20 protein-coding genes and 6 pseudogenes are annotated in these 19,517 nt (G+C 33.2%); 20 read left to right on the top strand and 6 right to left on the bottom strand.

The features are described from left to right. Positions 1–48: 48 nt before the first annotated feature. The 3 genes and pseudogenes from JFU23_RS29090 to JFU23_RS29085 all read left to right on the top strand — a co-directional run bounded on the left by JFU23_RS29090 (position 49) and on the right by JFU23_RS29085 (position 2,515). Positions 49–2,031 (top strand): DUF3472 domain-containing protein, encoded by a 1,983-nt coding sequence (locus JFU23_RS29090; protein WP_201033427.1) that lies wholly within the window; start codon positions 49–51, stop codon positions 2,029–2,031. 140 nt (positions 2,032–2,171) lie between these two features. Next, positions 2,172–2,303 (top strand): annotated as a pseudogene (locus JFU23_RS31290) (recombinase family protein); the annotation flags it as partial. After that, the gene (locus tag JFU23_RS29085) at positions 2,300–2,515 is read left to right on the top strand and encodes a DUF2187 family protein (protein ID WP_201033544.1); all 216 of its coding nucleotides are present in this window, start codon (positions 2,300–2,302) and stop codon (positions 2,513–2,515) included. The pseudogene JFU23_RS31290 and the gene JFU23_RS29085, both read left to right, overlap by 4 nt. A gap of 775 nt (positions 2,516–3,290) precedes the next feature. On the opposite strand, the gene hfq is transcribed toward JFU23_RS29085, so the two are convergent. Beyond that, on the bottom strand, positions 3,291–3,479 hold the full coding sequence (gene hfq / locus JFU23_RS29080) for an RNA chaperone Hfq (protein WP_002144450.1): 189 nt from the start codon (positions 3,477–3,479) through the stop codon (positions 3,291–3,293). Between the two features lie 838 nt (positions 3,480–4,317). Here hfq and JFU23_RS29075 point away from each other — a divergent pair. After that, positions 4,318–4,512: a helix-turn-helix domain-containing protein gene (locus JFU23_RS29075; RefSeq protein WP_201033426.1), complete on the top strand. Its 195-nt coding sequence runs from the start codon at positions 4,318–4,320 to the stop codon at positions 4,510–4,512. A gap of 101 nt (positions 4,513–4,613) precedes the next feature. Then, on the top strand, positions 4,614–4,745 hold the full coding sequence (locus tag JFU23_RS30995) for a hypothetical protein (protein WP_274606758.1): 132 nt from the start codon (positions 4,614–4,616) through the stop codon (positions 4,743–4,745). On the opposite strand, the gene JFU23_RS29065 is transcribed toward JFU23_RS30995, so the two are convergent. Beyond that, positions 4,733–5,320 (bottom strand): TetR/AcrR family transcriptional regulator, encoded by a 588-nt coding sequence (locus JFU23_RS29065; RefSeq protein WP_201033425.1) that lies wholly within the window; start codon positions 5,318–5,320, stop codon positions 4,733–4,735. The two genes, JFU23_RS30995 and JFU23_RS29065, sit on opposite strands and share 13 nt — an antisense overlap. A 434-nt stretch (positions 5,321–5,754) precedes the next feature. Here JFU23_RS29065 and JFU23_RS29060 point away from each other — a divergent pair. From JFU23_RS29060 to JFU23_RS29040, 6 genes and pseudogenes are all read left to right on the top strand, one after another. Next, positions 5,755–6,297 (top strand): annotated as a pseudogene (locus JFU23_RS29060) (transposase); the annotation flags it as partial. Beyond that, positions 6,240–6,422: a CGEA protein gene (locus JFU23_RS31135; RefSeq protein WP_151304230.1), complete on the top strand. Its 183-nt coding sequence runs from the start codon at positions 6,240–6,242 to the stop codon at positions 6,420–6,422. The pseudogene JFU23_RS29060 and the gene JFU23_RS31135, both read left to right, overlap by 58 nt. A gap of 219 nt (positions 6,423–6,641) precedes the next feature. Then, positions 6,642–7,952, top strand: coding sequence for a collagen-like repeat preface domain-containing protein (locus JFU23_RS30990; protein WP_201033424.1), 1,311 nt, complete (start codon positions 6,642–6,644; stop codon positions 7,950–7,952). Between the two features lie 529 nt (positions 7,953–8,481). Beyond that, positions 8,482–9,714, top strand: a complete 1,233-nt coding sequence (locus JFU23_RS29050) for a glycoside hydrolase family 5 protein (RefSeq protein WP_201033423.1) — start codon at positions 8,482–8,484, stop codon at positions 9,712–9,714. A gap of 250 nt (positions 9,715–9,964) precedes the next feature. Then, a pseudogene (locus JFU23_RS29045) lies at positions 9,965–10,165 on the top strand (SH3 domain-containing protein); the annotation flags it as partial. Positions 10,166–10,258: 93 nt separating this feature from the next. After that, a pseudogene (locus JFU23_RS29040) lies at positions 10,259–10,966 on the top strand (IS6 family transposase). A 63-nt stretch (positions 10,967–11,029) separates the two neighbouring features. Here JFU23_RS29040 and JFU23_RS31285 read toward each other — a convergent pair. After that, positions 11,030–11,158: pseudogene (locus JFU23_RS31285) on the bottom strand (DDE-type integrase/transposase/recombinase); the annotation flags it as partial. 755 nt (positions 11,159–11,913) lie between these two features. On the opposite strand from JFU23_RS31285, the gene JFU23_RS29030 reads away from it, so the two are divergent. Both JFU23_RS29030 and JFU23_RS29025 read left to right on the top strand, forming a co-directional pair. Further along, on the top strand, positions 11,914–12,192 hold the full coding sequence (locus tag JFU23_RS29030; protein WP_201033422.1) for a hypothetical protein: 279 nt from the start codon (positions 11,914–11,916) through the stop codon (positions 12,190–12,192). Positions 12,193–12,667: 475 nt separating this feature from the next. Then, positions 12,668–12,829 carry an aspartyl-phosphate phosphatase Spo0E family protein gene (locus tag JFU23_RS29025; protein ID WP_201033421.1) on the top strand — a complete coding sequence of 54 codons (162 nt, stop codon included), beginning with the start codon at positions 12,668–12,670 and terminating at the stop codon, positions 12,827–12,829. Between the two features lie 105 nt (positions 12,830–12,934). On the opposite strand, the gene JFU23_RS29020 is transcribed toward JFU23_RS29025, so the two are convergent. Further along, the gene (locus JFU23_RS29020) at positions 12,935–13,267 is read right to left on the bottom strand and encodes a hypothetical protein (protein ID WP_242483561.1); all 333 of its coding nucleotides are present in this window, start codon (positions 13,265–13,267) and stop codon (positions 12,935–12,937) included. Positions 13,268–13,579: 312 nt separating this feature from the next. Between JFU23_RS29020 and JFU23_RS29015 the strand changes: the two genes are divergently transcribed. From JFU23_RS29015 to JFU23_RS28995, 5 genes are all read left to right on the top strand, one after another. Next, complete coding sequence (locus JFU23_RS29015) at positions 13,580–13,831, top strand: hypothetical protein (protein ID WP_201033420.1); 252 nt, start codon at positions 13,580–13,582, stop codon at positions 13,829–13,831. A 26-nt stretch (positions 13,832–13,857) separates the two neighbouring features. Then, positions 13,858–14,994: a homing endonuclease associated repeat-containing protein gene (locus JFU23_RS29010; protein WP_201033419.1), complete on the top strand. Its 1,137-nt coding sequence runs from the start codon at positions 13,858–13,860 to the stop codon at positions 14,992–14,994. Then, on the top strand, positions 14,969–15,202 hold the full coding sequence (locus JFU23_RS29005; RefSeq protein ID WP_149191295.1) for a hypothetical protein: 234 nt from the start codon (positions 14,969–14,971) through the stop codon (positions 15,200–15,202). Before JFU23_RS29010 ends, JFU23_RS29005 begins: the two co-directional genes overlap by 26 nt. Positions 15,203–15,252: 50 nt before the next feature. Further along, positions 15,253–15,531: an AbrB/MazE/SpoVT family DNA-binding domain-containing protein gene (locus tag JFU23_RS29000; protein WP_201033418.1), complete on the top strand. Its 279-nt coding sequence runs from the start codon at positions 15,253–15,255 to the stop codon at positions 15,529–15,531. 218 nt (positions 15,532–15,749) lie between these two features. Continuing rightward, positions 15,750–15,917 carry a hypothetical protein gene (locus tag JFU23_RS28995; RefSeq protein ID WP_187770561.1) on the top strand — a complete coding sequence of 56 codons (168 nt, stop codon included), beginning with the start codon at positions 15,750–15,752 and terminating at the stop codon, positions 15,915–15,917. 59 nt (positions 15,918–15,976) lie between these two features. On the opposite strand, the gene JFU23_RS28990 is transcribed toward JFU23_RS28995, so the two are convergent. Continuing rightward, on the bottom strand, positions 15,977–16,249 hold the full coding sequence (locus JFU23_RS28990; RefSeq protein WP_201033417.1) for an HU family DNA-binding protein: 273 nt from the start codon (positions 16,247–16,249) through the stop codon (positions 15,977–15,979). 241 nt (positions 16,250–16,490) lie between these two features. Next, positions 16,491–16,670 (bottom strand): hypothetical protein, encoded by a 180-nt coding sequence (locus JFU23_RS28985; RefSeq protein WP_201033554.1) that lies wholly within the window; start codon positions 16,668–16,670, stop codon positions 16,491–16,493. A gap of 455 nt (positions 16,671–17,125) precedes the next feature. Between JFU23_RS28985 and JFU23_RS28980 the strand changes: the two genes are divergently transcribed. After that, positions 17,126–17,833, top strand: coding sequence for an IS6 family transposase (locus tag JFU23_RS28980; protein ID WP_201033416.1), 708 nt, complete (start codon positions 17,126–17,128; stop codon positions 17,831–17,833). 331 nt (positions 17,834–18,164) lie between these two features. Beyond that, a pseudogene (locus JFU23_RS28975) lies at positions 18,165–19,290 on the top strand (IS3 family transposase). Positions 19,291–19,517: the final 227 nt, after the last annotated feature.

Here is a 19,517-nt window from a genome sequence, read left to right as displayed (position 1 = left end):
CTATTAAGTTATTATTTAATAATAAAAATTAGAAAAGGAAGTAGATTAATGATTAGACAGAAAACGAAAAAAACATTTAATAAAGTTATTATAATTACCGCAGCATGTAGCATATTTTCTATGTTTGGAACGTCTATTTCGCACACTAAAGCAGTAACACGTTCAGCTGCTCCTTCAGTTTATGTGAGTCCACAAAATACAGCTTCCTCAGATATTATTAGTATAGACTGGTCACCAGTTCAGACTGCACCTTATACGTATTGGGCTGTACACAACTGGAATGCAGGTGGTGAAGCTGGGGGATACGCTGGTTTTCAACAACAAAGTGGGTTTGATGAAAATGGAAAACGTACTTTACATTTTGCCTTATGGGATCCAATTGCCTCTAAAGAAGCTATAAAGGCCGAATACTTATCTCTGAATTCACAAGCTGGACTCTTTGGAGGAGAAGGAACAGGACTGAAGGTTCAAACAACTTATGGATGGAAAGATTACAATTGGTACAGAATGACAATGCGTTCATGGCAAGAAAATGGTCATACTAAATTTGGACAATGGATGAAAGATGTAACAAAGAATAAATGGCATCTAATTGCAATTATGGACTTTCCGGTTGCTAATGTTGCATTTAATCATGGATTAGGAATGTTTCAAGAAGACTGGGCTGGTAATGGACAGGATGTTCGAGAAGCGCGCCTAAAAAATGGTTATAGCCGAAAGTTAGTAGATAAACAATGGAGTTCTTGGAATAATCAAAGTATTTCTGGACAGCATGATACTTCTCATCAATATGATGGAGGAGCTACTTCAGAATATCTATGGGTCAAAGCAGGAGGTAATACGCAGTCTACCATTGGAACAGGAAAAATATTCGCGCTAACTCAACCTACTCAACCTGAAATAGGAAAAATAGATTTTGATATACAATCTATATATTATGAAAATGAAAAATTAAATGTATCTTGGAAACTAAAAGAAAATAGCACACCACAATTTAAAGGTAAAATTGAAATTTATAATGATGAAAATATGACAGGACAACCAATCGAGATAATTGATAATATTAAATCTTATCAAAGTCAGGTTAGTCAATCTACACTATTATCTACAAATACTTATGCAAAAATTATATTAACTGATTTATTTGATCAAACTGTTGAGAAAAAGGTACAAATCAAAAATGAATCTCCAAACATTTTTGAAGGTAACGAATTTGCATGGTCTCTGAAAGGGATTGGTGATTTTGAATTTGCGAAAGTAAATTTAAATAAATCAACAGAAGAAATGCAAATTGATCTAAGAGCAGGTGTACCACATAACTACTTTGATAGTACATATGCAAGTATTAAAGTGCAAAATACATCAGGTAAAGTGATCTATAACAAAGAAATTTATGGAAATAAGCAACAAAATGCTGAGCAAGCAAAAATTCCGGTAAAAGTAGGCGATTTTATTGAATTCACACATGTAGAAGGTGCGAACAGAGCTACCATTACAAATATAGAAAAAAACATTCAGGAAAGTTTTGGGGATAAAGTGGTGTATGAGATTACAAAAGAAGGAGTGAAGAAAGTAGATAACATTGTTAATCCGAAACCAGATACAGAAGCTCCCACACAGCCACAAGGATTATATGCAAGCAACGTTACTTCTAACAGTGTAGAGCTACAATGGAATGCTTCTTCAGATAATGTAGGTGTAAAAGAATATCAGGTATTACGCGATGGACAATTGATTCAAACGGTACAAGGAACGACGTTTACTGATCAAAATCTTACAGTTAATAAGGAATATAAATATGCAGTGAAGGCTGTAGATGCAGCTGGAAATACATCGATTCAAAGTAACATTCTCCCAATAAAAACAAAAAATCAAAATGAATCTTATGAAAAATGGGATTCGAAGAAGGCATATACAAAGGGAGATAAAGTAGAACATCAAGGGAAAGTGTATGAAGCTGTTCAAAATCATCAAGGAAATGGTGACTCGAATTGGATATTCGCTTTAGCATTATGGAAGCCACTTACATAGGAGACTGATATATATTGAAACTACGCCCAAATGTTTATGGTAATTATGGGGGGCCTCGTTTCGAGTAATGAGATAGTTTGATTCACCTTTTATACATTATTTGAAAAAGAACTTGTAGTGATTTCTACAAGTTCTTTTTGTTTTTCTTATTGTATTTAGAGTGGAAATTTTTAAATATAGAAGCAATGAAGAAATATGATATTAAGTGTTCTTCATTTTATAGACTTGCTAAACAGTATGAAGAAGTAAAAAAAGGGAAACCTAACGAATAATTAAGGTAACAATTGGGGATTACGTTCTATTTTTATATCGTAAAAATCCTAATTTACAATTAACTGGATATGTAGTGAGTGTTCTACAGAATACAATTGTTGTAGATATTACAGAGATAATGGGAATTGAAGTAGATGATGTTAGGCAAGTAGTAAAACACGGTTACTATCATAAAGTGGATCAAAGGCAAATAAAAAATAATGTTTCATAAAAAGTGCTCCTAGATTTATCTAGGAGCACTTTTTATGATGAAGTTACTGAATTTTTTGAGATGATGAATACCAGCTGTTAGATAGTAACATATTCATTTAGCAAAAGCATCTAAATAGAGCCCTTTTTTCGAGCATGTTTAATATTTACAAATTGAGAACAAGTTTTACAAAGGATACAAAATGTTAAACTCATAAAAACCCATTGATATCATACACATATGCTGATATCAATGGGTTTTTATTTGGATATTTATTGACGTATTTAACAAATTATAAAAAGATGTAAACTAATGGGTAAAAGTTTACTTTCGCTTTTTAAATCATTTACAGTTAATTTTGTAATAAATTTCTCAATATAGATATACTTGTTAATTGTGTTTCTAATATTCAAAATCAACAAAAAATAAATTATAATAAAAATATGATGGTTATCCTTTTGTTTACTCCTTGTGCTAAAGATAAGATCGTGTTCCCGGATCTTATCTTTTTATTTTTGGATTTTAGATACAAAAAAGGAATCCTTAATAGCTTAAGGATTCTGCAACAAGAAAGAACAAACATATAATAATAAAAAGAATTACTTATATTATAATTTAATAATAAAACAAAAATATTGAGAAAATTTAGAATGAATTGAATGTCACTACACGCTTAATTATAATTGATTAGGAGTTGGAGTAGTAATCTGTCATCTGTTCCTTTTTTAAAGAAGATTGATCTCAATCTTCTTTTTTTTTGGTGTTTTTTCCTCTTCCCTCGAAAAAGGAAAAAGAATTACTTAAGAATTGTGGAAATTGCTTGCTTGTAGACTAGTTGTTGCTTACCATGAACCATCATAAGAACAGTAAATTTATCCGTTGTAAGGATCTGCCCACGTATGGGGACCCCATTCTTTAAAAATATAGTGATATCCCCTTTTTTCTCTTTTAATTGTTCATACATATCTTCTTGTAAGTTATACATGAAATGCGCCCCCTATTTTTATCTGCTTTTCTTTTAATACTTGCTACTATACAACAATCGTATCACATTTAAATTTAAATACCGCTCTAGGTACATATTTCGCAAGAAATCTATCAAAAATATAAATAAAATGTCCATTTTACATGAAGTATTATCCCTAAAAAGTAAAACTAAGTTCATGTTTTTTTATAATTAGTAAAATAGACAGTTAAATATTCATATAAAAACCCGTTATATCAGTATATACACATGATACAACGAGTTTTTATGGGTTTAACATTTTCATACATTTGTAAAACTCGTTTTCACTAAATGAATATTAAATATGTTTTAAAAGTTGTACCTTTTTGGAATATGAAAATTCAGGTGAATACGATGTGAATGCCATTTTGTCACATCTATTCCTTTTTTTAAAGGGTGTTTTAAACCTTATTAATAATAGGGATGATAGTAGTGTGTAAAGGTGATAGTGGTATGTATGGTTGATAATGAATGCGTAGAGGAATAGAAGTTTGTTAGATACGCTCTATAACATAGTGGAAGATTAATAATCTTTACTATGTTATAGAAGGGGTTCTCAAGGTGAATAAAAAACTTAAAAAGCAGAAGAGCAAGAAGAATACTAAAAATGTCAAAAAAACAAAAAAGACTTCCAAACTGGAGACTTTGATCCGATGGGGAAAGTTTGTAAAATTAGTAATTGAAATAATTAATATGTTCTTTTGAGATTTTAGTTAAATCAAATATACAAGTTCTCTCATAAATAGAACTTGTAGTAATACCTGTGAATATACCTAAAAATTTGTTTGTTACTTATAAGTAACTAGGGGTGGTTAGGATGTTATTTATGCTAGATGAAATTATGACACCGAGAGAAGCATGTGATCGTTGGAGAATAACACAAGATGCGCTGCGGATGAAATTAAGGAGAGCTAAAAAGGAGGGACTAGTGGGTAGATTGATTGAAGAGGGGAAAATGAAATACTATAAACCTGAAGGGAAACAAAGGGGAGATTGGATTTTAACAGTTTAAGCAATGAATGTACTATTCCCTAAAAATATAACTGAAGATTGATGTCTTATATAATAGAAGAAACAAGATGAAGTAAGAAAGAGAAGAAAGGGTGTATATTTTTGTTTAAGAAAATTGCTGGAGTTAATTCAGATATAGAAGGTAATGCTAAGCTATGGCGCTATATGGATATCACACCAATGCTTTCTAAAGAAACTAACCATCTCTATCACCCACTGTCTCAATTTTTATAAAAATAGCGTTCAAATAGGAAATCAATCTGTTTTTCTACAGGCAGTACTCTTATATCTGCCCCTGATTCAAGAATTGGCATCATTAATGCTGGAAGAAAAATGGATCCAAATATTTGCACTGTCATCATCATTAAAATTTCCTGATCCGTTTCATTTGTTATTTCGCTCAAAATATTCTTCACTTTACTAAAACCGAGCCTCTTCAAAAAATCTCCATATTCGTATTGAGATGTAAATCCCGTAGTTCCCATTGCAATAATTTTCCTAACTAACTCAGGGTATTGCTGAATTACTAGTACATAATCCAATAAAAATATTTTTAATCTTTCTTTCGCTGGCACTTTAATATCATCTAAAATAGAAAAAGTGCCTTGAAAGCTAATTAATAAGACTTTAATCGTCTCACTAATCAATTTTTCTTTTGAACCAAAATGGTAATTTACAAGCGCGATATTTGTATCTGACAATGCCGCAATTTTTCTTATTGTTACACTTTCGAAACCTTCGTCTTTAATTAACTCCAATGTTGTATTTAAAATCTTTTCTTTCGTTGATATTTTTTCATTTTCCCTCAACTTATCTCCCCCTCTAGAATTTATTAATTAAACAATGTTTTAAACGTTGTTTAATTTTATGGTATCACCTTCAATTTTTAAAATCAATTTAATCCTTTCGACATTTCCCTACATTTTTTATGATTTATTCCATACAAAAAGCGTGAAAATGCTAAACTGTTCACGCTTTTTGTATTTGTACTGTTATACACCAGCTCCTACTTTATATTCCACACATAAAATAAATTTCTAAAAATAATTTAAAACTATCCATATACCAATACGTAAAGAAAAATATATTGTAACTTCCTCCGAAAAAAGCTTAAATAATAATTTCTTAAATATTCTAATAGAGGTCACCATACATCGCTATCAATCTAAGATAAATTTGTATCCATATAATCAAAAAAACGCTATTCTTTTTGTAGAAAAATACAGAAAGGATGGCGTTTTGTATGACTCTATCGATTCAAGTTGAGTTTCATTTATTCGCTGAAGACTACAGCGATATCTATCTCCAAGTATCCTTCAACAGCTCGCACAGGAAACGGGTTTCGTAAAACGTAAAAGTAAGTTTGGTGCACGAGATTTGGCTGCTTTATGTATTTGGATTAGTCAACATGTAGCAAGTGATTCTCTTACGTAGTCAGCTTTATGCAAATACAGCTACACTCATGAGTCCAGAAGGACTGAATCAACGCTTTAATCCAGCAGCTGTCGCATTTCTTCGAGAAGTCTTTACTTCTCTTCTCACACAAAAACTCTGTTCAAATCCCTCACTTTCTGCACATATAATCTCTACTTTCAATCGTATCCGTATTCTAGATGCAACAGTGTTTCAACTACCTGATCAATTCACCACTGACTATCAAGGTTCAGGTGGGAGTAGTAATAAGGCAGGCGTGAAAATCCAATTGGAATATGATTTACTTAGTGGTCATTGGGAACTGTGGTTACAATTACAACTAGATCAGGTCAAATTATTGGACCTGCTATATTACAACAATTCATTTCAACACTTTGTATAGTTATATTAGAGGAGGAAGGTATAATAACACCGGCATCTTCTAGTTTTATCTTCATAAGTTGTGAAGATATAGAAAGTGTTACATTAAATACTTAATAATAAAAAAGGTTCACTCCTATATAAAAATAGATAAGGAGTGAGCCTTTTTTGTAATTTATAGATGTTTGATAGGTTCAAAAGAAATTATTGATTCATTAAATATATTGTATATGTATGTATAAATTTAAGGACGTGATAAATATGGTAAATTGCAGGAGGGGTTGCCAACCTAACTTTTGTAATTGTCCTCCAATTCAAAGACAAGATATAATTCCTTTGACATTAACAGCATTGACTAATTGGACCAATATTCTTAATGAGCTCATTGTATCAATACCAGCAGTACTTACAGTACCCACACCGCAAAATATAGGGAAATTAGTTGTTATTCTAAATCAATTATTAGCATTTGCACAAGCGGGATTTTTAAATCAACAACAACAAGCAGATCTTATATCTATTACTAAGAACTTAATTACTATTTTAAATATATCTCAACTAAATTTTATTGTTTTAACAACTGAATTACAAACATTAGTAAATAATTTATTATCCCTTATTAATTTATTTGTTATTGATAACACTACAAGACAGGCACAAATACAATTAATACAAAAGATTATTTTGCCCTTGGCTCAGTTAGGCCCGACAGGAGCAACAGGTCCAACGGGAGCAACAGGTCCGACAGGAGTAACAGGTCTAACAGGAGCAACCGGTTCAACGGGAGTAACAGGTCCGACAGGCCTGACAGGAGTACCAGGTTCAACGGGAGCAACAGGTCCGACAGGAGACATAGGTCCAACGGGAGCAACAGGTCCGACAGGCCTGACAGGAGTAACAGGTTCAACGGGAGTAACAGGTTCAACGGGAGTAACAGGTTCAACGGGAGCAACAGGTCCGACAGGCCTGACAGGAGTAACAGGTTCAACGGGAGTAACAGGTTCAACGGGAGTAACAGGTTCAACGGGAGTAACAGGTTCAATGGGAGCAACAGGTCCGACAGGAGACATAGGTCCAACGGGAGTACCAGGTCCGACAGGAGTAACAGGTTCAACGGGAGCAACAGGTCCGACAGGAGACATAGGTCCAACGGGAGCAACAGGCCCGACAGGAGACATAGGTCCAACGGGAGCAACAGGCCTGACAGGAGGAGTATTAGATTTTGCGGATTTTTATGCGTTGATGCCCCCTGATAATGCTGCAACAGTTGCAGTTGGTGGAGACGTAGATTTTCCAAGAGACGGACCTTTTAGTGGAGCGGGGATTGCACGTACTGGTGCTGATACATTTAATTTGTCTGCAATCGGTAGTTATCAGGTCTTGTTTCAGGTGAGTGTGACCGAAGCGGGTCAACTAGTTTTAACTCTTAATTCCGGAGCAGGAGCTGTTGAATTAGCTTATACGGTAGTTGGTCGAGCAACTGGTACTTCTCAGATAGTAGGAATGGCTCTTGTGCAAACATCAGTCATCAATTCAATACTTACTGTACGTAACCCTGCTAGCGAATCCACAGCACTAACCATTACTCCTCTGGCTGGAGGAACAGAGTCTGTTTCAGCACATCTTGTTATTACGCGACTTAGATAAAAGCGAAAAATAGAATTGCATAGGTTGTAGGCTATAACTATGAAGTTAAGGGAAATGTTATAAAAGTCCCTTTAAATCTTTTGAGGGAATTTTTATAGGTTTTTAGATATAGTGATTTCTTCTAAAGAAAACTATGTAAAAAAAGCTAGCGTAGATCTGGTTTTTTAGATGTTCTAATCTCTTTATTTTTCATATTTTGAATGTAAACTAATGATAAAAAGTTTACATTAGAACTTACAATTTAAATTTCAGCATACAATGCTATGAACATTTACAATATAACCTTGGTCGGTTAATAAGAAAAAAAAGAACATGTAGAAATTACTACCTGTTCTTTTTGAGGCGATTCATTTTTAAATATTCCGTATCTTCTAGACTTTTCTTAGTGTATATATCCTTGGTCTTTTTTATGTATAAATAGACTTCCGCTTTATAAACTTAAAAGGTATTTTTGGAAAATTGCCATATTCCTGTAACAAAACAAAGGTATGTTATGTGTGTAAAATATATATAGAAAGAAGGAAAAGTTGTGAAAAAAGTTTTGCCAATTGTTGCGTTATTAGGAATGATGAGTTTTGGAGTACAGGAAATGAATGTGAAAGCTGATACTTATCACAAGAGTGATTCCAAAATTCATTTTTGGGATTCCAAAAGAAAAGGTACTAATTTTATGAATAGTACTTCATTACCTGAAAACTATAAAAGTGCAAAGGAAGCTAATATTGAATATGTCCGTTTAGCACCTGATAAATGGGCGAAAGATAAAGATTTCTTATTTGAGGATAAACCAGATACTTCTGGAAAGGATTTTCTGATAGGGAATGCAGATAACTATCAGGGATTGGTAAAGGAAGATTTGGAAAAATTAAAAGCGGATTTAGATGCCGCACAATCGCAAGGAATGAAAGTCGTTCTTACAATGTTATCCTTACCTGGTGATCGATGGCGCCAATTCAATAATAATAAGAATGATGATAGAATCTGGGAAGAAGAGAAGTATCAAGAACAAGCAAGTGAATTTTGGAAGGACCTTGCTCTTGAACTAAAAGATCACCCTGCAGTGGTTGGTTACAATATTATAAATGAACCGCATCCAGAAACAGCTAAAAATAATAGATATAATGATTTTTGGACGGAAGATTACGAGAAATGGTATGAAAAAGTGAAAGGAACGACAGCGGATTTAAATAGATTTAATCAAAAGGTCATTAATTCCATTCGTGAAGTGGACCAAGAAACACCGATTATTTTAGATTCAGGTTTATATGCTACTCCATGGGCCTTTAAATATTTAAAACCAGTAAAGGATAAAAAAACACTTTACGCATTTCATATGTATGAACCATATGAATTAACGAGCCAAGGTGAAAAACAAAACAAGGAATATCAATATCCGGGATTTGTAAAAGTAGGGGATTTAGAGAAACCTGTAATGTGGAACAAACAGGGATTAGAGAAATTTTTAAAGCCAATCCAACAATGGTCTAAGAAAAATCATGTACCATCTAATCGAATTATTGCGGAGGAGTTTGGAATTAACCGTACTGTCCCTGGTGCTACCCAATACATGCAAGATCTTATTTCTATCTTCAACCAAAAAGGTTGGCATAAATCATTCTATGCGTTTCGTGAAGACACTTGGACGGGAATGAATTATGAATTGGGAACAGAAAAAATAAAATGGGGCGAAGATGGTAAACCGATACGTCAAGATAATTCGCTCTGGGATGTGATAAAAAAGGATTTACTGTCGCATAAATAGTTTACAATGTTAGGCTCAAGGACTATATGAAAGCATCTAATTAAAATAGGATTAGATGCTTTTTGTATTGGGTTATTTTAGTGGCCATTTATTTTTTAAAGCTTGGATTAGAAAGAGACTCTGATAAAAACGATATATTAAGTTATATTAATATATCGTTACAAATGTGTTGTTATTCTGTGAATTCACCTAATTTTACAGAAACATTTAATATAATAGAATTTAAAAAATAAACGTAATGGAGGAAATTATGAAAAAAATAATTGGTGCAGCAACAGCAACAGTTTTGGGATTGGGGGCTTTTACAACATCTGTTATCGCAGAAACTATCGTAACAGCGGATGTACTCAACGTACGTGAAAAGCCAACTACGGAATCAAAAGTTGTCGATAAAGTAAAAGATGGACAAAAGTTAAATGTCATACATACCGAAGGAGGTTGGTCAAAAATTGGGTTCTGGTGCAAAAACTTAAGGACAATTGCAATGAATCTATAAATCTTGGACATACTGTTACTATTACTTTAAAAAGGGTGCGTGATTGGTATGGAAAAGGAAAATGTATTCAAATGGAAGCATTATCAGCCTGATATTATTTTGTTAACGGTAAGATGGTACCTACGGTACAGCCTCAGTTTTCGGGATTTGGTGGAAATGCTAGAAGAACGGGGTTTATCCATTTCTCATACAACGATTATGCGTTGGGTTCATCAGTATGGTCCTGAATTGGACAAACGAATCCGCCGTCACCTCAAATAAACAAATGACTCTTGGAGAGTCGATGAAACATATATCAAAGTAAAAGGTCAATGGATGTATCTGTATCGTGCTGTTGATTCGAAAGGAAACACAATTGATTTTTTCCTAAACAAAACAAGAGACCAAAAGGCTGCAAAGCGCTTTTTCAAGAAAGCTTTGCGGTCTTTTCATGTTTCAAAGCCACGTGTTATAACAGTCGATAAGAACCCGGCTTATCCTATAGCAATTGAACAGTTGAAAAAAGAAAAAAGCATACCTGATGGTATGCAACTTAGACAACAAAAGTACTTGAATAACATAGTAGAACAAGATCATCGCTTTATAAAGAAGCGAATCCGTTCTATGCTAGGGCTCAAATCTTTTGACACAGCTACATCCATTCTTTCTGGAGTAGAAGCTATGCATATGATTAAAAAAGAACAGCTTGATTTACGGGACCAGTCTGTCCAAAATCAGAAAGAATTCATCCATCAATTGTTTGGACTTGCAGCATAAGATACGATTCCGTTAGGAATATATGCGCTTTATTCTCTTTTATTTTATTTTTGCACCAGAACCGAAATTTTTAATCACCGCATTATCGTAACAGTTCCCTTTTCGAGACATACTTTGTGTAATTTGATGCTTTTGTAAGGCACCACGATATTTCTTCATCTGATAATGCCAACCTTGATCAGAATGAAGAAGGGGCTAGAACAGCAGATTATTAATTTACGTGATGTGATGGGATTCAATTAAAAACAGTTTGCTAGTGAGCTAGGTTATAGCTATGACCATATTAGAAGAGTGAGCAGAGGAATGAAAAGAAACCACAATCATGCCACAACGATGACACACTGTTCTTGATATTTAGGTGATACACTATTATTACTGAGAGGTAGCGGAAACTACTTTCAAGGTCTTGATTTCGAGATGGATTGTTTTACAAATGTGGTGATGGTTCGTTCGATTGGATGAACTGTATCGTTATAAAAATATAGGTCTAAACGAGCAGAGAGCTTCCGCTCTTTGTTTGAGCCAATACAGCGGAACATTCCCCTCCGTCTTATGTATAGGTTCAAATAAGGCGCCGGAAGAAACATATGTGTCTTATAGATTTAAAGATATTCCTAAACGTTGTGTAAATGAGAGAGTTACCCCATAGCTCTCGAAGTCTACGGACTTAAAACGAGAAGATTCTTAGTCTTCTCCCAGTCACCGAACGTAAAGCTCGTAGCTAAGGATAGTTAAAAAATTATATGATGCGGTGGCTTGGAGAAGGTTGAGGATAGTCTTGACCTTGAAAGAAGGAACTTTACCATTTGTTTTTTTCATTTCTCTCTATTGGAGATGTGAACTATGGATGATAGTTTTATAAAACATATTTTTTGAATTATTTAATACAAATATATATAATTATATTAATACAAAGATGTTAACTTATTAAAAATGGGGAAAGAAAAATGAAGATTAAATTTGATGTGGTTAAGGATGAAAATTTTGATTTTACTTTATTAGAAACAAGATTGCTGAAAACTTTTAAAGAAGTGGATAGTGAAGCAATAATTGAAAAGGTTGAAGATAAAATTTTTGAAAAAGATGATATGAAACCCCATTTAGCGGAGATTACTATTAATGTTACAGGAAAGAATATCGGATATAGATCAGTTTCAGCTAGTATATTTATTGTTCTAGAAAGTTTATCAATAAAGCTATTCAATATTAATATTAGTATACATTAAACATCCAAAACTGGTGCTTTTTTCTTTGTTATATAGAAATTACACATTAAACCAGTGAACATTCTAATAAAACAATCATATGATGGATCCGTGTGGGGACGAGTTATCATATGAGGTGAAACTTGGAGCGCCATACTTACTTGTTGAAGAGTACCTAATGGCGGGTACTCTTTTTATTGCACCTTTAGTTCTATCCTAGTATTAGGCTCAAAACGTATAAAAAGACACTACTTAAAGTGTCTTTTTATACGTTGACATGTTATTTAAGAAAATGTAGTGATTAATCAGATGCTTCTCGATTAATATTAGTATAACATCAATATAGAAGATTTTAAATGCAATTATACATATATCTTGATTTTTATATATTAATTAGTCTGCTCTAAAACTCAATTACTAAAATTTCTAGTTCCCTTATTTTTGTATTTATACTATAATTTTACTGATAAATAGTATTAAAGGAGCTTTTAAAGATATGGAGATGGGAAATGTACATAAACTAATTGAAGAAAAGAAACAAGAACTAATTAAGCTTGTAGAGAAGTATGGTTTTACTCATAAGCAAGTTTTGTATTTAAGTCAAGACATCGATATATTAACTAATAAATTTATATATATAAACAAAAAAGGTGAATAAAATTACAGTTTATATAGGGGTCTCACCACATCCATCAAGCTATTATATTAGATTCTCACAAAAATGAAAATTTTATTTTTCTATAGTGGTCTATTAGCCCTTAACTCATTTTTCTCGTTTTGGGGAACAATGAATTTCTGAGCTTGATGGGTATGTGACTCTATCCCTTATTAAAGTAATGGCATTAAATGTTTTTCGTAATTCTAAATTTTCTCCACTTACTTTCGCAATATATTTCAAACATTCTACCACTGGATACTGAATTAACGATTTAGGTTGTGAGAACTTGATTTCTTCTTTTTCAAGAAAATTGACAAGTTGTTCAACAGTCATCTCTTTGCGTTGTATCCTATTGAAATGTTGTACCACAATGTTTTTCCAGTAATAAGATGGACTCTGGAAATAGCCTTCTCCCTGCACTGCATGATTATAAATCATATCCAGCTTTTCTTGTTTCCTCTTCTTTTGTAAATACCCTTTTGAAATAAGATAGTAAAATTAAGATAGGGGGTACTGTCTAATTATACACGATATAAAGTTAATTCCCTTCTAGTTTGAAAAATCTAGTCATAACCGATACGCTGTTTAATGTCTACAGTGTGTATTTTTCCTTTTCAGCAAAAGTCAAATTTAGCTTGATGCGCATGTATAGAGATCCCTAATTTATTTTTTGAGGAAACAAGATACGTAGACGTTCGTCTACGTATCTGTTATTATAAATGTAAGAATATAATTAAGGGGTGTGTAGGAATGAGAAGTTTAGAAGAAATCGCAAAGGAATATGTTTCAATTGAAATGTGTGAAGGAAGTCATAGCAAAAACAAAGATGAATATGATAATGAATTAGATTTTTATCTTGAAAATGTAACTAATTTAGAGGGTTCCTATGAAACCTACTTAACTAATAGTCTTTCAAAAGAAGGGTTAGATCACTACGATGTAATTGAAGTATGGAATGCTATCGAAAAAGGAATAAAAGAAGCTGTTGAGAAAAGAAGATAATATTCTTTTATGTAGGTGAGTGACGAATGCAATATACAAAAGAAGAGTTGATCTTGATTATTCAGTATAAAGCGAAAGAATTGGGGAAGATTCCAACCAAAAGAGATATTAAACAACAGACGCCCATTAAAAAAATATTTGGGAGTTGGAATAATGCCCTTGCTGCGGCTGGTTTTGAACATCTAAATCAGAGAACTTTTACAGCAGAAGCAATTATCGAGATATTTCATATGTGGATTCGTAAGAATAATAGAATCCCGACAACAAATGATTTGATTACAGACAAAACATTGCCAGATTCCAAAGTAATTAAGCGGTATCTTCATATGGGGTATAGAGATTTCATTATTTCATTAGGCTATGAGCCTTTTGACGGGACTGTCTACACACAAAGTGATAAAGAGCTACTACAGTTACTTAAAAGTGAGATAATGCGTCTTGGAACGACTAAAAAGAATGTATTTATGAACGAAAGAAATAAAGAAATAGTGCCATCCGTAACGTATTATGAGACTCGTTTTAACATGCGCTGGAATCGCATACTTTTGTTATCTGGTATTTCTAAAGACGATTTGTGTGGATTTCACTATACAAGAGAAGAACTCATTCAAATACTGCAAGAGTTGTATAAAAAATTTGGGGAAGTACCTTCTCAAAAGAAGCTTGAACAGTTAGGATATAGTCGTAATATCTTTATAAACATGTTTCAAAACTATAATAATGCGTTAATTGCAGCTGGTATTACACCAATTAATAAGACACCCGAGGTTGTGAAAGAAACCGATGAAGAATTACTTCAAATGTATATTGATTTTTCTAATTGTTTAGGACAAGCAGCAACACCAAAGCAGTTAAATGAATCTCATGATATATATAATGCAGATGTCTTTGCTCTACGATTTGGTGGTATGCTTGAATTGCATAAAAGAGCAGGACTTATTTCAACGTACGGTACTCGAAAAGTTTATACCAAACAAGGATTAGCAGATAAATTAAAACGTGTATATAAAGTAAATGAGGGATGTATTCCAATACGTCGTTTCAAAGAATTCGGATTATGTGCTAGCACACTCATGCGGTATTTCCAAACAACAAAGATAAATGAAATATGGGAAGAAATAGAGAAGGAGATTAAGCATGACAATCAAAGCTTACGGGAATAGGGACATCAGCAAAGTAGTTTTCTCAGGAAATCCTACAGCATTATCAGTATGGCTTAAGAGGCGAAATGATCGTACAAAAATACTCGCAGCACTTCCAAATCCGTATGTAGAAATAGGAACAAGAAAAGGATGGACACAAGAACAAATAGAGAACTGGGCTAAAGAAAATGGCCTAAAATGTGATTGGTCACAAGTTGAGGAATTATAGTAGAGAGTGAATTCCACTGAAAATATAACAAGTGAAAGGATTGTAACCAAATGAGATCTATAGGAATAACTAGGAAAATAGATGGATTAGGACGAGTAGTACTCCCAAAAGAATTAAGAAGAACTTTTGATATTCATGATAAAACACCAATGGAAATCTTTGTGGAAGGGGAGGCAATTCTATTGAAAAAATATGAACCTAATCATGCTTGTATGATTACAGGTGAGGTTGCAGAACATAATCTCTCATTAGCAGATGGGGAAATCAATGTTAGCCCACAAGGGGCAAAATTCTTAGTAGAGACATTGCAGCAATTTCTAGTAAAATAATTAATATATTTACACGTGTATGAACTTCCAAATTTGATAGTAAGTTAGTTCTTTCTGTTTAATTTAGTTGTGTTAATAATCAGTATTATAAAAAGATAACAAATATGATACAATTTTCTTTAAGCGATGTTTCTTAAAGGTAAATGGTAGTTCAAGTTAGGGGAAGGGCACTCATACGGGTGCCTTTTTCTTTGGAAATCATTAAAGGAGAGTGCAACATGACTATTATCAACTTGGATACTTTTCGAAAACAAAAAGAAAAACAAATGGTGACGATACCAATCATTGAACGGATATACAAAGAAGATGGCGAGGTTAAGATTGAAGTATCTGGGGAACAAGAAGTTTCTAAAGCCTGGCTAAACAGACACGATAAGAAAGTATAATATGTTACTAAAGAAAAAGGATCTGTTATTCATATCAGATCCTTTTTCACTATGTATAATTATTTCACTGCTGTTTTTAATTCTTTTCCGGCTTTAAAAGCAGGTGCTTTAGATGCAGCGATTTGCATTTCTTCACCTGTTTGTGGATTACGTCCTGTACGTGCAGATCTTTCACGCACTTCAAATGTACCAAAACCTAGAATCTGTACTTTCTCTTCATTTGCAAGCGCATTTGTTATAGCGTCTAATACAGCTTGTGTAGCTACAGCTGCATCTTTTTGTGTAAGCTCTGCTTTTTCTGCTACCATTTTTGTTAATTCGGTTTTATTCATTTTTTGCACCTCTTTAAATGTAATAAGAGATTATTATAACGTACCTACGTTTCTTATGTAAATAAAGATTTATAGAAAAAGCCCTAGCAAGGCTAGGGCAATTCTGTGTGATAGTAGTACCAAGGAAACTAATCTCATCGTACAGTTAATATTTTAACATTTTGATTAAACAATATAAAGCGGTGTTTCAGAGTATATGTTTGTTGCTGCATATTCTAAATTTAATAATATCCTTCCAAACTCATTTCATTTTAGAAGGATATTTCCAATCTTTTTCTGTTTCTGCTTTTGGAGTAAGGGTTTGTTTTTCTATCTTATCTAATCGATCTTCTACTTTTTCAATTGCTTCTTTTGTTTTTTCCAGCTCTAATTTAATTTCCGTTAACAAACGCAGTATAGCGTCTCCTTTTGTCATGTTCAAAGCCAAGTACCCCTTCTTATATTCGTGCAAAAGATCTTATACAGATAATATTTTATCATATTTAGTTTAAATTCAAAAAATAAGCATTAATGCACATATCCATCAACTTAAGGATTTAGACTATTTTTGAAGTTAATATCAATCACAAATATTTGTGATTGATATTAACTTCAATACTTCTAACATTAACTAAGCCCATTTCTGGAAATATTTATCTAAATTTTTTCGTTTTAGTTAGAGCTTATAAAATACATTGCAAAGATTTATAATGAAAAAATTGGAATAAAGTCCTGTTTAGGGATTCAGCCGCACATCCATCAACTTAAGGTATATTTTTATACAAAATGCGGTCTTTCCATATAGTTTTTATGGTTCTGGTGCAAAAACTATAAGGCTCATGTAACGAATCTCTGAAACTTGGACATACTAGTACTTTAAAAAAGGACGTGATTAGTATGGAAAAGCAAAACTTATTCAAGTGGAAACACTATCAGCCCGAACTAATCTTATTAACAGTAAGATGGTACCTTCTGTACAATTTAAGCTTTCGTAACCTGGTGGAAATGATGGAAGAAGGAGGAATATCAATCGCTCACACAACCATTATGCGTTGGGTTCATCAATATGGGCCTCAATTAGAAGAGAAAGTACGATATCATCTTAAATCAACAAATGACTCATGGAGAGTTGATGAAACCTATATCAAAGTAAAAGGTCAATGGATGTATTTATATCGTGCTGTAGATTCCGAAGGGAACACCATTGATTTTTATCTTAGTAAATCAAGAGATAAACAAGCAGCCAAGCGCTTTTTCAAGAAAGCTTTGGCTTTTTCGTATGTTTCTAAACCTCGTGTGATAACAGTAGATAAGAACCCTGCCTACCCTATAGCGGTGCAAGAGTTGAAAGAGGAGATCCATATGCCCGAAGGCATACAACTAAGACAAGTTAGATATCTTAATAATATAGTGGAACAAGATCATCGTTTTATCAAGAAACGTGTGCGTTCTATGTTGGGATTTAAATCATATAAAACAGCAACTTCTATATTGAGTGGTGTGGAAGCCATACATATGATAAAAAAGGGACAAATTGATTTACAGAATCAGTCTGTCCAAAATCAGAAAGAGTTCGTTCACCAAGTGTTTGGACTTATAGCATAAAATACGATTCCGTTAAGAATCTACCATCATCCATGTTCTTCTTCATATATTTGCACCAGAACCGTTTATTTCGTATGCAAATCTTTCAATCACCTACACTTGCCCTTTAGAAAAAAGAAACAATCTCGCCTAAAATTGACATTGCATAAGCTTAGCTTGATAGCGATGGGGTAGCACCACACATCCATCAACTTAAGAAGAATAAACGCCACCAAAACAAAAAAAGCCCCAAATTTTTCTTGAAAATGAAGTGAAGCCGAATAGTGGTACATGAAAAAAACACCTCCTGAATTCGCATACTAAGTATGCAAATTCAGGAGGTGTTTTTCGTTTGAAGACAAGAGTTCATTACCCAGAAGAAATAAAGTGGAAAGTGATTGAAATGAAAAAGGATGGTTATTCAAATCACACCATTATGGAGAAGCTCGGCATTAAAAATGTTTCCCAAATTAAGACATGGATGAAATGGTATCGTACAGATCAAACGTATCGTTTTCAACAACTTGTAGGAAAACAATATTCTTATGGAAAAGGGCCAAAAGAGCTAAGTGAATTAGAACAACTACGTTTAGAAAATAAACATTTAAAAACAAAATTACTTGTATGGGGAAAGTATCTGGAAATCGAAAGGAGTTGAAACCAGAAACTGTAGTTACTTTATGGAGAGATGTAAAAACAAAAATAACTGTAAGAGAATTATGTAGCGTATTAGAATTACCCCGTTCCACATTTTATCGCTGGTTACAACGAACGGAACGTCTTAAAGATGATATAGAAGAGAAGATAAAGGCCGTCTGTCTTAGGCACAAATTACGGTATGGATATCGAAGAGTGACCGCCACTCTTCCAAAAATGGGACTGTGTGTGAATCATAAAAAAGTATTACGGATTATGAGACAATATCATATACTCTCAAAGGTGCGGAACCAGTGGTAGCTCCTCATCGATTGGAACGTCAATTTGAAGCATCGGCCCCAAATGAAAAGTGGTTTACAGATGTGACTTACTTATTATTTGGAGAGCGTACCTTGTATTTATCAACGATTATGGATGCCTTTAATCGTGAAATTATTAGTTATGTCGTCAGTGAGTCACAAACACTGACATTAGCGATGAAGACATTAAAACAAGCAATGAGAGGAAGAAAAGTAAAAGATGTCATCCTTCACTCGGATCAAGGGAGTATTTATACAGCGAAGGAATTTCAAGCATGTGCCAAAGAAAACGGCATTATCACCAGCATGTCCCGGAGAGGAAATTGCCATGATAATGCCGTCATGGAAAGCTTCTTTGGTCATTTAAAAAGTGAAGCTTTCTACTCATAAAAGATAACAAAAGTATCCAACACAACTGTGCGAAAGATTGTGCTAGAATACATTCATTACTACAATTGTGTGCGAATTCAAGAAAAATTAAACCCCCTATCCCCTAAAGAATATAGGGAACAGATGGTTTAGGTGTTTTGATATGTGTCCCGCTTTCGGGGTTCACTTCAAAAGCAGTGGGCTTTTACTTTAAATATGTTGAAAATCATTTGATATTACGACAGTATGTTTATTTAACGCTAATTTTATGTTAAAAATTAATTTGGTTTTATATAATCAATGTCAGAGATCGCTATCAATATATGTAAACATCTATGATAAAAAAAGGTGATTTTCCAAGATTATAAATCTATAATTTA

Source organism: Bacillus sp. TH50 (genome assembly GCF_016650565.1).
In the GTDB taxonomy this organism is placed as follows: domain Bacteria; phylum Bacillota; class Bacilli; order Bacillales; family Bacillaceae_G; genus Bacillus_A; species Bacillus_A mycoides.
The sequence above is the reverse complement of the archived record's forward strand: the minus strand, read 5'-3'. Positions and strand labels throughout refer to the sequence as shown.